Source organism: Nocardioides abyssi (assembly GCF_030412915.1).
In the GTDB taxonomy this organism is placed as follows: domain Bacteria; phylum Actinomycetota; class Actinomycetes; order Propionibacteriales; family Nocardioidaceae; genus Nocardioides; species Nocardioides abyssi.
Genome location: NZ_JAUHJR010000002.1, coordinates 579,329 through 593,676, shown reverse-complemented (window position 1 = coordinate 593,676; position 14,348 = coordinate 579,329). Strand labels below are relative to the sequence as shown.

The following is a 14,348-nucleotide window of genomic DNA, read 5'->3' as shown; positions in this document are numbered from 1 at the left end:
CCATGAACGCGATCCCGACGGTGACCATCGACGGCGTGCCCGACCCGCTCCCCGAGGGGCTGGCGGTGCTCGACGTGCGCGAGCCGGTCGAGTGGGCGCACGGCCACATCGAGGGCGCGGTCCACGTCCCGCTGATGGACCTGCCCCAGCGGCTCGCCGAGCTGCCCACCGAGCAGACGCTGGTGGTGTGCAAGGCGGGCGGGCGCTCGGCGCAGGCCGTGGGCTACCTCGCCCAGCAGGGGTACGACGTCGTCAACCTCGACGGCGGGATGCTCGACTGGCAGGCGGCCGGCCGGCCGATGGTCAGCGAGACCGGCCAGCCGCCCCAGGTCGTCTGAGCCTGTCGCTGAGCCCGGGCGGTGCCGGCCGCTACTCGACCGACTCGGTGCTGCTCGGCTCCGAGGGCACCTCGCCGGAGCCCTCGCCGCCGCTGCCGCCGAGGCCGGGCATGGAACCGCCGCAGTTCTTGGTGATCCAGGTGTTGAGCGCCTCGGCCTGCTTCTGCTCGTCGGCGTCGTAGTCCTGGGAGTCCTGCAGGTCGTCGAGGTCGCTGACGTCGTCGATGTCGGAGGCCTCCTCGAGGACCAGCTCGAAGCCCTGGCGGGCGTCGTCCGGCAGGTCCTCGGGGGTGCCGACGTCGCGCATCCGCTTGCTCCAGTCCTTCAGCGCGTCGACGGCCGCCTTCTCCTGGTCAGCCTGCGAGGAGTCGCTGGGGGCGGCGAGCAGCGAGTCGAAGATGCTCGTGTAGGCCTCGCAGAACTCGTCCGACGAGGCGTCCTGCGGCGCCGAGCTGGCCTCGTCGTCGTCCCCCCCGCACGCGGCGGCGAAGGGCGCGAGCAGGAGGAGGGAGGAGGTGGCGACGGCGCGGCGCAGCGTCCGCGTGCGGGTCTTCGGCTGGTTCAGCATCGGGGTCCTCACGGTTCGGGGAACGGGGCGGCGGCGGTCCGGGACGGTCCGACGGCGCCGGCACACCTTGCCCAGCCTGGCACGGTTCAGTCCTGCGGCCCGGGTGGGGTCCGGACCAGCCCGGAGGGCGCGGGCAGCGCCAGCGCGCGACGCAGCCGCGCCAGGTAGGTCGCGCGCGGCACCTCGACGACGCCCAGGGACGCCAGGTGCGGTGTCGACCACTGCACGTCGAGCAGCCGGTCGTGGGCGTGGTCGTCGCGCAGCCGGTCGACGAGCCCGACGAGCGCGACCTTCGAGGCGTCGCGCACCCGGTGGAACATCGACTCGCCCGCGAAGAGCCCGCCGATCGCGACGCCGTACAACCCGCCCACCAGCTCGCCGTCGCGCCACGTCTCGACCGAGTGGGCCCAGCCCAGCTCGTGGAGGCGGAGGTACGCCGCGCGGACGTCGGCGTCGATCCAGCCCTGCGGGCGATCGGGGTCGCCACAGGCGTCGAGCACGTCGGCGAACGCGGTGTCCACCCGGACCTCGAGGTCGCGGCAGGAGCGGCGCAGCGACCGGGAGACGACGAGCCCGTCGAGCGGGAGCACGCCGCGGCGCACGGGGCTGAACCAGTACATCGGGTCGCCGGGCGTGCCCGACGGCATCGGGAACAGCCCGTGGCGGTAGGCGGCCAGCAGGGTGCCCGGCTCGAGGTCGGCACCGATCGCGACGAGGTCGTCGAGCGCGTCGTACGCCGTGGGGTCGCCGAACGCCCACGCCGTCGGGGGCGGCTCCACGGGCTGGCCGTCGGGCGGGGGTGCGGACACGCGCCGACGTTAGCGACCCCTCCCTACGATGGGGACATGAGCGGCAGGCGCACCATCGCGGGCACGGTCACGGGTCACCTCGGGCGGCAGCTGGCGCCCAGGATCGCGCAGCTGGCACCCGGCCTGACCACCACGTTCGTCCGCGAGGCGCTGCACCGCGCGATCCACGGCGTGGGCCCGCTCCCGCCGGCCGCGGAGGCCGCCGACAAGCAGCTGGCCGAGCAGCGCGGCAACGTCGAGAAGGCCGTGCACGAGGTGATCGAGAACCACGTGCGCTACTCCGGCGCGAGCGGCTTCACCACCAACGTCGGCGGCATGGTCACCGCGGCGCTGACGATCCCGGCCAACATCACCGGCCAGGCGCTCATCCAGTGCCGGATGATCGCCGGGATCGCGCACCTGCGCGGCTACGACCTCGACGACCCGCGGGTGCGCAACGCGGTGCTGGTGACCCTGCTCGGGGAGGACAAGGTCGACGAGCTGGTCAAGCAGCGCAAGCTGCCCGCTCCCCCGATGGCCCTCGCGACGGCGCCCGCGCACGACCCGGACCTCGATGCGATCGTGTCGGCGGAGGTCGCCACCGAGCTGATCACGAAGGTCGCGGGCAAGCGGATCGCGACGACCGTGGGCCGGCGAGTGCCCGTGGTCGGCGGGCTGGTCGGCATGGGTGCCGACGGCTACGCGACGTGGCGGGTCGGCCGCTACGCCGACCGCGAGCTCCTGCCGCGCACGCGGCGGTAGACCCGCAGGGCACCGCGGCCGGCGGCGCCGGACTGCAGGCGGCGCACGACCTTCTCCCGCAGCCGGTACGACGGCCGCAGGTAGGACCGGTCGAGGGCACGTCGGGTCTCGGCGAGCTCCTCGTGCAGGCGGGCCTCCTCCTCGCGGAGGCGGACGTTCTCCAGCAGCAGCGCCTTGACCGCCTCCACGCCGGCGCCGGCCACCTGCCGCTCGGCGGGGCGGTCGGGGTCGGACCAGCGCGAGAGCGGCGGGGCACCGACCAGGTCGGCGAGGTCGCCGACGACGTCGTACCCGCGGCGGGCGACCTCCTGCGACCAGGCGGCCGCGAGCTGCTGGGCCCACGGGTGCACGTCCGGCGGCAGCGCGAGCCGCGGCGAGCGGGTGCGCCGCGACAGGGTCTGGTGGGCGAGCAGCTCGCGGACGAGCGGCCGGTAGTGCGCCGGCTCGACCACGGCGTTGACGGCGCGGTTGACCCGGCGCAGCAGCGCGGTCTCCGGGACGCCGAGGGAGGGGTTGGCGCGCTCGGCGTGCAGGTCGAGGTCGATGCCGTCGAGGCCGAAGGTGCGGCTGAACCGCTGCCACAGCACCTCGGGCGCCCCGCCCGGCGGCGGCACGGTCACCAGGTGCACCCGCTCCGGCGGCAGGTCGTGGCCCCAGCGGTCGAGGATGTCGGGGATCTCCTGGACGCCCCAGAACCACGTCGCGATCCGGCTCTCCCGCGCCGGGTCGCGGACCTGCTCGAGGAACGCGGCGTAGCTCAGGGTGCTGCGGTGCTTGACGTTCTCCTGCCACTCCGCCGGGATCTGGCGCACCAGGTCGCGCACCGAGAGCACGAGGTGCACCTCGGTCCCGCTGCCGTGCCCGAGCGACTCGAGCGCGCGGCCGACCTGCGAGCGCGACGCGGTCGCGAGGATCTCGTGGCTGACCACGGCCGTGCCGCGGTGCTCGCGCACCCGGGCGGCGAGCCGGTCCCAGGCACCGACGGCCTCGGCCTCCAGCCCGCCCCACGGCAGCCGCATCAGGTCGAGCGCGGCGAGGAAGTGCGCGTCGAAGCGGTCGGCCGGGTAGAGGATGCCGTGCTGCGCGAGCACCCGCTGGTTGCGGAAGAGCACGTCCTGGAGGTAGGAGGTGCCGGTCTTCGGGGTGCCGACGTGGAGGAGCACCTTGGCGCTCATCGGTGGTCCTCCGTCCGGGTGGGGGTGTCGCGGCCGTCGCCCGCGAGCAGCAGGCGCACGGCGAGGTCGAGGACGCCGGCGTCCGAGGGCTCCCGGGCACCCTCGCGGAGCCGGGGCAGCAGCCGGTCGACGTCGCCGACGACAGGGTAGCCAGCGGCGAGCACCTCCTCGCGCACCCGCTCCGCGCGGCCGCGGACCCACCCCGCCAGCTCGGGAGGTACGCCGAGGGGCGGGCCGCCGAGGGCGGCCAGCCGCGGGAGGAACGCCTCGCGGAGCAGCCGGGCGCGACGCTCGGGCAGCGCCAGCAGGCCGAGCACCGGGGCGGTCCGTCGCGCCAGCTCGGCACCGTCGGCGGAGAGGACCGGGGCCGGGGGCAGCGGGGTGCGGGTGCCGGTGAGCCGGGGCAGCGCGGCGGGGTCGAGCACGAGCCGCACGCGGTCGCGGCCGGCGCGGCCCGACCAGGTGTCGAGCGCCCGCGCCACGTCGACCCGGGGCGGCACCCGGTCGCGGGAGACCGTGTCGGCGAGCCAGTCTCGCCACGGTGGGGCGCCCTCGGTGAGCACGCGGTGGCGCCAGGCGTCGGCGAGCATGGCGCCCAGGTCGTCGGCGAGCACCAGCACCCTCGCGCCGCGCCCGCCCGGGGCCCGGCCACGCTCCACCAGCGCCCGCCGGGCCGCGTCGGCGAGCCACGGGTCGCCGACCAGCCGGAAGCGGTGCCGCCACGGCGGCCGCCGCGGCACGGCGGCGGGGTCGGGGAGCGCGGCGGCGGCGAGGTCGTCGGCCAGCACCGAGGTGGCCACACGGACCAGCTCGTCGTCGGGCAGGTCGGCGGGGTCGACCGGCCGCGGGCCGAACGGGCCCGGGTCGACGGCCCCCACCAGCTCCAGGTCGGGGCGGCCCCGGCCGGGCGCGGACGCCTCCAGCACGCGGCGTACCAGCTCGGGGGTGGGGTGGCCGGCCTCGTTGAGCCGGCGCAGCAGCTCCAGCTGCTGCGCGCCGGGCAGCACCCGACCGCGCGCCTCGCCCTCGCCGGACCAGGCGGCCCACGGCGTGGTGCCGCCCTCGCGCAGGGACGCGACCCAGCCCCAGGCGCGCCGCTCCCCGGGCTCGCCCGCGGTCACGGGCGCGGTCACGGCCGGCGCAGCCGCTCGAGCTGCGTGCGGGCGCGGCGCCACAGCGCCTGTTCGGGGTCGTCGCGCCGCGCGGCCTCGCGGGTCATCGCCGCGAGCGCGTCGAGGGCGACGTCGAGCTGGCGCTTGGGCGGGACCCGGTCGGGGTCGCGCCACGGCTCCAGCGGCGGCAGGCCGGGGCGCAGCTCCTCGAGGTCGCCGACGACGTGGATGCCGGAGCCCCGGGCCCAGGTGATCCAGCGGTCGGCCTGCTCCTCGGCCCAGGGGTACATGTCGGGTGGCAGCAGCACGGGCGTCGAGCGCCGGCCGACCAGTGCCTCCTGCGCGAGCATCTCGCGGATCAGCTCGTCGTACGACGCCTCGCGGCGGGTGGCCCGGTCCATCCGCCGGTTCAACCGGCGCACGACCTGGGTCTCGGCGATGCCGAGCGACTGGTTGGCGCGGTCGCTCTCGCGCGGCGCCCACGCCGGGTCGATGCCGAGCGCGGTGCAGAAGCGCAGCCACAGCACGTCGGAGCGCTCCTGGACGACCCGCTTCGGCGGGACGGTGACCAGGTGGATCCGCTCGGGCGGCAGGTCGGCGCCCCACCGCTCGAGCACGGTCGGCAGGTCGAAGGCGCGGGAGAACCACGGCCGGCCCTCGCGGGTGCGGGCGAGGTAGCGCCGGTAGCTCCACTTGCGGCCCTGCTTGATGCTCTCCTGCCACGCGGCCGGCACCTGGCGGGCGAGGTCGCGGGCGCTGTAGACCACGTGCAGCTCGGTGCCGTCGCCGCCGAGGTCGCGCTTGGCGCGGGCCACCTGCGCCGCGGAGGCGGGGGCGAGGATCTCGTGGCTGACCACCACGGTCCCCGACAGCTTGTCGACCTTGCGGACCAGCGCGTCCCACGCGCCGACGGCGTGCCCGGGCGCGCCGCCCCAGTCCTGCTCGAGCAGGTCCAGCGCCGCGCGGAAGTGGAACAGCGCGGGCGTCACCAGCGCCGAGCCGGTCGGCACGTGCACGCCGTGCCGCGCGAGCAGGCGGGCGTTGCGGGTGAGCCGGTCCTGGACGTACGTCGTGCCGGTCTTGGGCGCCCCGACGTGGAGGTAGACGCGGCGGGTGGTCACGACCCCGATCCTGCCAGGGCGCGGACCACCGCCGACGGGCTGGGCCGCCCGAGCTGCCGCGCCATCCACGCGCTGGTCGCGACGACCGCGTCGAGGTCCACCCCGGTCCCGCTGCCGATCCCGCTGCCTGCCTCGCCGGCGGTCGAGATGCCCAGGCCGCGCAGCAGCCACAGCAGGTCCTCGGTCGCGAGGTTGCCGGTGGCGCTCTTGGCGTAGGGGCAGCCGCCGAGCCCGCCGGCGCTCGCGTCGAAGGTGGTGATGCCCGCCTGCAGGGCGGCGTAGGTGTTGGCGAGCGCCTGGCCGTAGGTGTCGTGGAAGTGCATCGCGAGCCGGTCGGTGCCGACGCCGGCCGCGCCGAACGCCGCCACCAGCTCGCCGACCTGGCCGGCGGTGCCGACGCCGATCGTGTCGCCGAGGCTGAGCTCGCTCGCCCCGAGGTCGAGCAGCCGCCGGCCCGCCGTCACGACCTGCTCGACGGGCACGGCGCCCTCCCACGGGTCGCCGAAGCACATCGAGAGGTAGCCGCGCACCCGCATGCCGGCCTCGCGGGCGCGGCGCACGGTCGGCTCGAACATCGCGAACTGCTCCTCGTAGGAGCGGTTGAGGTTGCGCTGGGCGAAGGTCTCGGTGGCCGAGCCGAAGACGGCGACGTGGCGGCAGCCGAGCTCGAGCGCGCGGTCGAGTCCGCGGTCGTTGGGGACCAGCACCGGCAGGTCCCGCGCCCGGTCGCCGATCCGCTCCTCGAGCAGCCCGAGCAGCTCCGCAGCGTCGGCGAGCTGCGGCACCCAGCGGGGGTGGACGAAGCTCGTCGCCTCCACGACCGGCAGGCCGGCAGCCAGGAGCCGCTCGACGAACTCGACCTTGACCTCGGTCGGCACCTGGCCGGCCTCGTTCTGCAGGCCGTCGCGGGGGCCGACCTCGTAGACGGTGACGCTGGTCGGGAGCGTCGGTGCGGGAGCGGTGGTCATGCCTGGTCGGTACCCGTCACCTCGAACAGGCGCGCCCCCAGCGCCACCTGCCGGCCCGCCACCGCCTCGACGGCGGTGACCACGCTGTCGTACGGCGCGGTGAGCGCGAACTCCATCTTCATCGCCTCCATCGCACCGAGCAGCTCGCCCGCGGTGACCTGCTGGCCCTCGGCGACCCGCACGTCGAGCACGGTGCCGGGCATGGGCGCGACCACGGTGCCGTCGCCGGCGGCCGGCCCGGTGTCGGCGGCGACGTCGGGCTTGGTGAAGACGTGGCGCTGGCCGTCGAGGACGACCTCGACCGTGTGCGCCTGCACGTCGACCACCGCGCGGCGACGCCGGCCCTCGAGCTCGAGGACGACCTCGTGACCGGGCCGCAGGTCGGCCGCGGCCACCGCCGTGACCGGCATCTCGTCGACGGTGCCGGGCACGCCGAGCCGCGCGTGCTCGACCACGACCGGGCGGTCGAGCTCGACGACGACCGGCGCGGGCGGGCCGGCGAGCCGCCAGCCGTCGGCCTGGAAGGGGTGCGGGTCGGAGCCGACGCCGGGGGTGAGGAGGTACGCCGCCGTCCAGGCCGCGAAGAGGCGCGCCTCGTCCGGGCCCGGCGCCGCCACCTCGTGGCGGTCCAGCCACGCGGTGTCGATCGTCGCGTCGCGGAACTCGTCGCTCGCCACCAGCGCACGGAGGAAGCCGGTGTTGGTGGTCAGCCCGGTGACCGCGGTGCCCTCGAGCGCGCGCAGCAGCGCCTGCCGCGCGGACTCGCGGTCGGGGCCGTGGGCGATCACCTTGCCGAGCATCGGGTCGTAGGAGGTGGAGACGACCTGACCGCTCTCCAGCGCGTGGTCGACCCGGATCCCCGAGCCGCTGGGCCACCGGACGAGGTCGGCCCGCCCGGCCTGCGGCAGGAACCCGCCGAACGCGTCCTCGGCGTACACCCGGGCCTCGATGGCGTGGCCGGTGATGGCGAGCTCCTCCTGGGTGCGGGACAGCGGCTCGCCCGCCGCGACCCGCAGCTGCTCCTCGACCAGGTCGAGGCCCGTGATCGCCTCGGTGACCGGGTGCTCGACCTGGAGCCGGGTGTTCATCTCCAGGAAGTAGAAGTCGCCGGTGTCGGCGTCGAGGAGGAACTCCACGGTGCCCGCGCCGACGTACCCGACCTGCCGGGCGAGCGCGACCGCCGCCGCGGTCATCCGGTGCCGCAGGTCGGCGTCGACGGTGGGTCCGGGCGCCTCCTCCAGCACCTTCTGGTGGCGGCGCTGGGTCGAGCAGTCGCGCTCGAAGAGGTGCACGACGTTGCCGTGGCTGTCCCCCATGACCTGCACCTCGAGGTGGCGGCCGCGCTCGACGTACTTCTCGATGAGCAGCGTCTCGTCGCCGAACGCGCTCGCCGCCTCGCGCGCCGCGGCGGCCCGGGCCTCGGGCAGCTCGCCGGCCGAGCGGACCACGCGCATGCCCTTGCCGCCGCCGCCCGCCGCGGCCTTGACCAGCACCGGGTAGGCGAAGGTCGACGGGTCGTCGTCGAGGGCGTACGCCGGCACGACCGGCACGCCCGCGGCCACCGCGATGTCGCGGGCGAGGTCCTTGCGGCCCATCTGCTCCATGACCTGCGCGCTCGGGCCGACCAGGGTGACCCCGGCCGCCTCCAGCGCGGCCGCGAAGGCCGACCGCTCCGAGAGGAAGCCGTAGCCGGGGTGGACCGCGTCGGCGCCGACCGCCACCGCGGCGGCGACGACCTCGTCGACGTCGAGGTAGCTGCCCACCCGGACCGCGTCGTCGGCCGCGCGCACGTGCGGCGCCGTGGCGTCGAGGTCGGTGTGGATCGCCACCGTGCGGATGCCGAGGCGCGCCGCGGTGCGGAAGACGCGCAGCGCGATCTCGCCGCGGTTGGCGACCAGGAGAGTGTGGATCGAGGGCATCCCGTTACATCCTGAAGATTCCGTAGGAGGGGCTGGGGACCGGGGCGTGGGCGGCGGCCGCGAGGCCCATGCCGAGCACGCGACGGGTGTCGGCGGGGTCGATCACGCCGTCGTCCCAGAGCCGGGCGGTGGCGTAGTAGGGCGACCCCTGGGTCTCGTACTGCTCGCGGATCGGGGCCTTGAACTCCTCGTCCTCCGGCTTCCCGGCGACCGTCGCCAGCACGGACGCGGCCTGCTCGCCGCCCATCACCGAGATCCGGGCGTTGGGCCACATCCACAGGAAGCGCGGGTCGTAGGCACGCCCGCACATGCCGTAGTTGCCGGCGCCGAACGAGCCGCCGATGACGACGGTGAACTTCGGGACCACCGAGCAGGCGACCGCGGTGACCAGCTTCGCGCCGTCGCGGGCGATGCCCTTGTTCTCGTACTCCCGGCCGACCATGAAGCCGGAGATGTTCTGCAGGAAGACCAGCGGGATGCCGCGCTGGTTGCACAGCTCGATGAAGTGCGCGCCCTTGAGCGCGGACTCCCCGAAGAGGATCCCGTTGTTGGCCACGATGCCGACCGGGTGGCCCCAGACGTGCGCGAAGCCGGTCACCAGCGTCTCGCCGTAGAGCTTCTTGAACTCCTGGAACCGGCTGCCGTCGACGACGCGGCGGATGACCTCGCGCACGTCGTACGGCGTGCGGGTGTCGGCCGGGACGACGTCGTACAACGTCTCGGGGTCCTCCAGCGGCTCCTCGACCTCGCGCACCTCCCACGCCCGGCTGGTTGAGGAAGGCGCCCTGGCGCCTGTCTCGAAACCCGCCGAGGCAGGGAACGTAGCCACGATCGAGCGCACGATCGCGAGCGCGTGGGCGTCGTCCTCGGCGAGGTGGTCGACCACGCCGGAGGTGCGCGCGTGGACGTCGCCGCCGCCCAGCTCCTCGGCGGTGACGACCTCACCGGTCGCGGCCTTCACCAGCGGCGGGCCGCCGAGGAAGATCGTGCCCTGCTCCTTGACGATGACGGTCTCGTCCGACATCGCCGGCACGTAGGCGCCGCCCGCGGTGCACGACCCCATCACCGAGGCGACCTGCGGGATGCCGCGCGCCGACAGGTTGGCCTGGTTGAAGAAGATCCGGCCGAAGTGCTCCCGGTCGGGGAAGACCTCGTCCTGCAGCGGCAGGAACGCACCCCCGGAGTCGACGAGGTAGACGCACGGCAGGTGGTTGTCGGCGGCGACCTGCTGGGCGCGCAGGTGCTTCTTGACCGTCACCGGGTAGTAGGTGCCGCCCTTGACGGTGGCGTCGTTGGCGACCACCAGGCACTCGCGGCCGCTGATCCGGCCGATGCCGGTGACGATGCCGGCGGCCGGGACGGGCGTCTCACCGGGAGCGCCGTACATCCCCGTGGCGGCCAGCGGGCTGAGCTCGAGGAACGCGCTCCCGGGGTCGAGCAGCCGGTCGACGCGCTCGCGCACCAGCATCTTGCCGCGGGCGGTGTGCTTGTCCCGCGCCCTCTCCGAGCCGCCGAGCCGGGTGGTGGCGAGGCGCTCGCGCAGGTCCTCGACGAGCGATCTCAGGTCCTGGGTCACCCCGGCAGGTTAGCGATCATTAACCAGGCCCGTCGAGCGCCCCGGCGTCCGGTCCTCGGACACTAATTGTCGAGTCCTTCACTTGACTTTAGGCTGGGAGAGCCACCCATCCAGGAGGAACACGTGACGCACAGCCCCGAGACCCTCGCCGTCCACGCCGGCCAGGAGCAGGCCGACCCCGCCACCAACGCGCGGGCGGTGCCGATCTACCAGACGACGTCCTACGTCTTCAACGACACCGAGCACGCCGCCAACCTCTTCGCGCTGGCCGAGCCGGGCAACATCTACACGCGGATCATGAACCCGACGCAGTCGGTGTTCGAGGACCGGATCAACCAGCTCGAGGGCGGCGTCGGTGCGCTCGCGACCGCGAGCGGGTCCGCCGCGACGACGTACGCCGTGCTCAACCTCTGCTACGCCGGCGACAACATCGTCGCGCTCTCCACGCTCTACGGCGGCACCTACGCGCTGTTCGCCCACACGCTGCCCCAGTTCGGCATCGAGGTCCGCTTCGTCGACCCCGAGAAGCCCGAGGAGCTGGCCCAGCACGTCGACGAGAAGACCAAGATGGTCTTCGGCGAGACCGTCGGCAACCCCAAGATCAACGTCATCGACATCCCCGCCTGGTCGGAGGCCGCGCACGCCCAGGGCCTGCCGCTGGTCATCGACAACACCACGCCGTCGCCCTACCTGGTCCGCGCGATCGAGCAGGGCGCGGACGTCGTCGTGCACGCCGCGACGAAGTACATCGGCGGCCACGGCACCTCCATCGGCGGCGTGATCGTCGACTCCGGCACGTTCGACTGGGCCGCGCACTCCGAGCGCTTCCCCGGCCTGACCAAGCCCGACCCGGCCTACCACGGCGCGGTGTGGACCGAGGCCGCCGGCCCGGCGGCGTACATCATCCGCGCCCGCACGGTGCTGCTGCGCAACACCGGTGCCGCGATCACCCCGATGAACTCCTGGCTGTTCCTCCAGGGCCTGGAGACCCTCCACCTGCGCATGGAGCGGCACAGCGAGAACGCGCTGGCGGTCGCAAAGTACCTCGAGGGCCACGACGCCGTGTCGTGGGTCAGCTACCCCGGCCTGGAGTCCAGCAAGTACAAGTCCGTCGCCGACCGCACCTTCACCGGCAAGGGGTACGGCGGCCTCGTGAGCTTCGGCCTCAAGGCCGGCCGCGACGGCGGGCGGACCTTCATCGAGTCGCTGCAGCTGTTCAGCCACCTGGCCAACATCGGCGACGCGAAGTCGCTGGCGATCCACAACGCCACGACGACGCACTCCCAGCTCACCCCCGAGGAGCTCGAGGCCGCCGGTGTCCCCGAGGACATGGTGCGGCTCTCGATCGGCATCGAGCACGTGGACGACATCATCGCCGACCTCGAGCAGGCGCTGACCGCCACCAAGTGACGATCCCGAGCACCCACCTGTGACCGGACCGCTCGGCTACGTCGAGACCCAGCGGGTCGTCCTCTTCACCCAGGACGACCCGCTGGTCCTGCGTGGCGGCGGGCGGCTCGACCACGTCGAGGTCGCCTACGAGACCTACGGCGAGCTCTCCCCCGAGCGCGACAACGCGGTCTTCGTCTGCCACGCGCTCACCGGCGACGCGCACGCCGCCGGGCTGCACATCGGCGCCAAGAAGCGTGGCTGGTGGGACAACCTGATCGGCCCCGGCAAGCCGGTCGACACCGACCGGTTCTTCGTCGTCTCGGCCAACCTGCTGGGCGGCTGCTCGGGCACCACCGGACCGCTCTCGACCGACCCGGCCACCGGCGCGGCGTACGGCCTGGACTTCCCGATGCTGCACATGAGCGACCTCGTCGCCGTGCACCGCCGACTGCTGGCCTCGCTGGGGATCTCCCGGCTGCACGCCGCCGTCGGCGGCTCGCTCGGCGGGATGCAGGTGCTCCAGTGGGCCATCGACGCCCCCGACGAGATCGACCGCGCCGTCGTCGTGGCCGCCTCCTCGCGGCTGACGCCGGAGAACATCGCCTTCTCCTCCGTCGCCCGCGAGGCGATCATGAGCGACCCGGACTTCCACGACGGGCGGTACGCCGAGAAGGGCGTCCAGCCCCGCCTGGGCCAGAAGGTCGCGCGGATGATGGCCCACATCACCTACGTCTCCGCGGCCTCGCTCGAGGCGAAGTTCGGCCACCGCCGCACCGGCACCGGCGACGACTGGCGGATGGGGCCCGACTTCGAGGTCGAGCACTACCTCCAGCACCAGGGCGAGGTGTTCCTCGACCGCTTCGACGCGCTGTCCTATCTCTACCTGACCCGCCTGCTCGACTACTACGACCCCTTCGCCGACCCCTGGACCGCCGACCGGCTCCGGACCACTGCCACCCGCTTCCAGCTCACCTCCTTCGACTCCGACTGGCGCTTCGACACCGCCCAGTCCGAGCGGATGGCCCGCGAGCTCGCCGCCTGCGGCGTCGACGTCGACCACGCCGAGCTCCCCTCCCCCTGGGGCCACGACTCGTTCCTGCTCGAGCCGCCCGGCTACCACGCCCGGTTGCGGGCGTTCCTCGTCGACTGAGTCCTGCTGTCGACGGGTCGACGTGTGCGGAGGTCCAGAAGGTCCGGCGTACCACCTATAGGTGGTACGCCCACGCTGATGGGCCTCCACGACACCTTCTGGGCCGATGCAACGGCCCAGAAGGTCAGGCGTACCACCAATTGGTGGTACGCCTGCACCCGGTTAACAACCGCTAACCTGACGCCCGTGACCCGGCGCGCACAGATCCTGGCGACGGCGGCGGAGCTGTTCGCGGCGCGGGGGTTCCACGGGGTGTCGGTGGCCGACCTGGGGGCGGCGTGCGGGATCAGCGGGCCGGCGCTCTACAAGCACTTCCCGTCCAAGGACGCGATGCTCGCCGAGATGCTGGTCTCCATCAGCGAGGAGCTGCTCGCGGTCGGGCGGCAGCGGGTGGCGGCCGCGGACGGACCGGTGGCGGCGCTGGCCGCGCTGGTCGACTGGCACGCGTCGTTCGCCCTGGGCCAGCGGGCGCTGATCGTCGTCCAGGACCGCGACTGGGAGTCGCTGCCGGCGACGGCGCGCGAGCGGGTCCGCGCCCTGCAGCGGGAGTACGTCGACCTGTGGGCCGAGCAGCTGCGGCTGGTGCACGACGGGCTGGCGGCCGACACCGCACGGGCCCGGGCGCACGCGACGTTCGGCCTGCTCAACTCCACCCCGCACAGCGGGCTGCTCCCCGACGGCCCGATGCACCAGCTGCTGGTGGAGATGGCGCTGGGGGCGCTGGGCGTCAGGCGGTGATCCGCCAGCCGGCGACGTCGACGACGAAGTGGGCCAGCACCAGCGCCCCGAGGTAGAAGGTCGAGACGGCGAGCGCCGCGCCGACCCGAGCCGGGAGGGGCCGGTGCCGCACCAGCGCGAAGGCGGTCGCGGCGGCCCAGCCGAGGGCGGCCTCGGCGGGGACGACGTACACCGCGACGCCGAGCAGGCGGTGGGTGTCGCCGACCGGCTCCCAGAGGCCGAGCGTGGGGGCGAGCACCTCGGCACCGAGGAAGACCAGCGCGGACAGCAGCGCCGCCCGCCCGGGGCGGCCGCCGGCGAGCGCGACCGCGACGAAGAGCGGCGCCACCCACATCGCGACCATCGCGAGCGGGATCACGTCGTCCACGCGCGGCCCGCCGGTGTCGGGGAACCGCAGCGTGCCGACCAGGTCGGCGAGCACCCAGTCGGGCAGCAGCTGGAAGACCGAGACCACCGCGAGGAACCCGGCGAGCGCCAGCAGGTCGTCGCGCCCGGCGGCGCGGCAGACGGCCAGGAGCGCGGCGACGTAGGCCACCACACACACCAGCACCCCCCAGCCCTGGGCCGGCGCGTCCAGCGAGAGCGCCACGGCGCCGCCCGCCAGCAGCGCCGCGTGGACGGCGACCAGCGCGCCCAGCCCGTCGCGGGAGGTCGGAGCCGGCGGGGTGTCGGTGCCCGAGGGCGGCAGGGTCGCGGTCACGGCGACACCGTAGTGACGCGCGCCGCCCCGCGCCGGGAGTC

At 74.4% G+C, this 14,348-nt stretch carries 14 protein-coding genes; 5 read left to right on the top strand and 9 right to left on the bottom strand.

Annotation, left to right across the window (positions count from 1 at the left end; all coding sequences use genetic code 11):
• Window positions 1-2 precede the first annotated feature (2 nt).
• A complete protein-coding gene (locus QWY29_RS07910) occupies window positions 3-338 on the top strand; it encodes a rhodanese-like domain-containing protein (RefSeq protein WP_300960171.1) in 336 nt (111 codons plus the stop codon).
• Window positions 339-369: 31 nt separating this feature from the next.
• Here QWY29_RS07910 and QWY29_RS07905 read toward each other — a convergent pair whose 3' ends face one another.
• Together QWY29_RS07905 and aat are read right to left on the bottom strand one after the other, a co-directional pair.
• Window positions 370-906 carry a hypothetical protein gene (locus QWY29_RS07905; RefSeq protein ID WP_300960170.1) on the bottom strand — a complete coding sequence of 179 codons (537 nt, stop codon included), beginning with the start codon at window positions 904-906 and terminating at the stop codon, window positions 370-372.
• 86 nt (window positions 907-992) lie between these two features.
• Window positions 993-1,715 carry a leucyl/phenylalanyl-tRNA--protein transferase gene (gene aat, locus QWY29_RS07900; RefSeq protein ID WP_336621833.1) on the bottom strand — a complete coding sequence of 241 codons (723 nt, stop codon included), beginning with the start codon at window positions 1,713-1,715 and terminating at the stop codon, window positions 993-995.
• Window positions 1,716-1,751: 36 nt separating this feature from the next.
• Here aat and QWY29_RS07895 point away from each other — a divergent pair, with 36 nt between their 5' ends.
• Window positions 1,752-2,456, top strand: coding sequence for an EcsC family protein (locus QWY29_RS07895; protein WP_300960169.1), 705 nt, complete (start codon window positions 1,752-1,754; stop codon window positions 2,454-2,456).
• Here the strand turns inward: QWY29_RS07895 and QWY29_RS07890 are convergent.
• The 6 genes from QWY29_RS07890 to QWY29_RS07865 are packed head-to-tail and all read right to left on the bottom strand — an operon-like array spanning window position 2,417 to window position 10,327.
• Complete coding sequence (locus QWY29_RS07890; protein WP_300960168.1) at window positions 2,417-3,631, bottom strand: hypothetical protein; 1,215 nt, start codon at window positions 3,629-3,631, stop codon at window positions 2,417-2,419. The two genes, QWY29_RS07895 and QWY29_RS07890, sit on opposite strands and share 40 nt — an antisense overlap.
• The gene (locus tag QWY29_RS07885) at window positions 3,628-4,764 is read right to left on the bottom strand and encodes a hypothetical protein (RefSeq protein ID WP_300960167.1); all 1,137 of its coding nucleotides are present in this window, start codon (window positions 4,762-4,764) and stop codon (window positions 3,628-3,630) included. The genes QWY29_RS07890 and QWY29_RS07885 overlap by 4 nt, the downstream gene beginning before the upstream one ends.
• Window positions 4,761-5,864 (bottom strand): hypothetical protein, encoded by a 1,104-nt coding sequence (locus tag QWY29_RS07880; RefSeq protein ID WP_300960166.1) that lies wholly within the window; start codon window positions 5,862-5,864, stop codon window positions 4,761-4,763. Before QWY29_RS07880 ends, QWY29_RS07885 begins: the two co-directional genes overlap by 4 nt.
• On the bottom strand, window positions 5,861-6,832 hold the full coding sequence (locus tag QWY29_RS07875; protein ID WP_300960165.1) for a hydroxymethylglutaryl-CoA lyase: 972 nt from the start codon (window positions 6,830-6,832) through the stop codon (window positions 5,861-5,863). Before QWY29_RS07875 ends, QWY29_RS07880 begins: the two co-directional genes overlap by 4 nt.
• On the bottom strand, window positions 6,829-8,751 hold the full coding sequence (locus QWY29_RS07870) for an ATP-binding protein (RefSeq protein WP_300960164.1): 1,923 nt from the start codon (window positions 8,749-8,751) through the stop codon (window positions 6,829-6,831). Before QWY29_RS07870 ends, QWY29_RS07875 begins: the two co-directional genes overlap by 4 nt.
• A 4-nt stretch (window positions 8,752-8,755) precedes the next feature.
• Entirely contained in the window at window positions 8,756-10,327 is a 1,572-nt protein-coding gene (locus QWY29_RS07865) for a carboxyl transferase domain-containing protein (RefSeq protein ID WP_300960163.1), read from the bottom strand.
• 123 nt (window positions 10,328-10,450) lie between these two features.
• On the opposite strand from QWY29_RS07865, the gene QWY29_RS07860 reads away from it, so the two are divergent.
• The 3 genes from QWY29_RS07860 (at window position 10,451) to QWY29_RS07850 (ending at window position 13,607) form a co-directional block, all read left to right on the top strand.
• Window positions 10,451-11,737, top strand: coding sequence for an O-acetylhomoserine aminocarboxypropyltransferase/cysteine synthase family protein (locus QWY29_RS07860; protein WP_300960162.1), 1,287 nt, complete (start codon window positions 10,451-10,453; stop codon window positions 11,735-11,737).
• Window positions 11,738-11,756: 19 nt separating this feature from the next.
• Window positions 11,757-12,869: a homoserine O-acetyltransferase MetX gene (gene metX, locus QWY29_RS07855; protein WP_300960161.1), complete on the top strand. Its 1,113-nt coding sequence runs from the start codon at window positions 11,757-11,759 to the stop codon at window positions 12,867-12,869.
• A 186-nt stretch (window positions 12,870-13,055) separates the two neighbouring features.
• The gene (locus QWY29_RS07850; protein WP_300960160.1) at window positions 13,056-13,607 is read left to right on the top strand and encodes an SACE_7040 family transcriptional regulator; all 552 of its coding nucleotides are present in this window, start codon (window positions 13,056-13,058) and stop codon (window positions 13,605-13,607) included.
• Here QWY29_RS07850 and QWY29_RS07845 read toward each other — a convergent pair.
• The gene (locus QWY29_RS07845) at window positions 13,597-14,307 is read right to left on the bottom strand and encodes a DUF6989 domain-containing protein (RefSeq protein WP_300960159.1); all 711 of its coding nucleotides are present in this window, start codon (window positions 14,305-14,307) and stop codon (window positions 13,597-13,599) included. The genes QWY29_RS07850 and QWY29_RS07845 overlap by 11 nt on opposite strands.
• Window positions 14,308-14,348 lie beyond the last annotated feature (41 nt).

What these genes read in the sequence shown, in the direction of transcription:
- QWY29_RS07910 (WP_300960171.1), top strand. Translation starts at nt 3, where the DNA reads ATGAACGCGATCCCGACGGTGACCATCGACGGCGTGCCCGACCCGCTC.
- QWY29_RS07905 (WP_300960170.1), bottom strand. Translation starts at nt 906, where the DNA reads ATGCTGAACCAGCCGAAGACCCGCACGCGGACGCTGCGCCGCGCCGTC.
- QWY29_RS07895 (WP_300960169.1), top strand. Translation starts at nt 1,752, where the DNA reads ATGAGCGGCAGGCGCACCATCGCGGGCACGGTCACGGGTCACCTCGGG.
- QWY29_RS07890 (WP_300960168.1), bottom strand. Translation starts at nt 3,631, where the DNA reads ATGAGCGCCAAGGTGCTCCTCCACGTCGGCACCCCGAAGACCGGCACC.
- QWY29_RS07875 (WP_300960165.1), bottom strand. Translation starts at nt 6,832, where the DNA reads ATGACCACCGCTCCCGCACCGACGCTCCCGACCAGCGTCACCGTCTAC.
- QWY29_RS07870 (WP_300960164.1), bottom strand. Translation starts at nt 8,751, where the DNA reads ATGCCCTCGATCCACACTCTCCTGGTCGCCAACCGCGGCGAGATCGCG.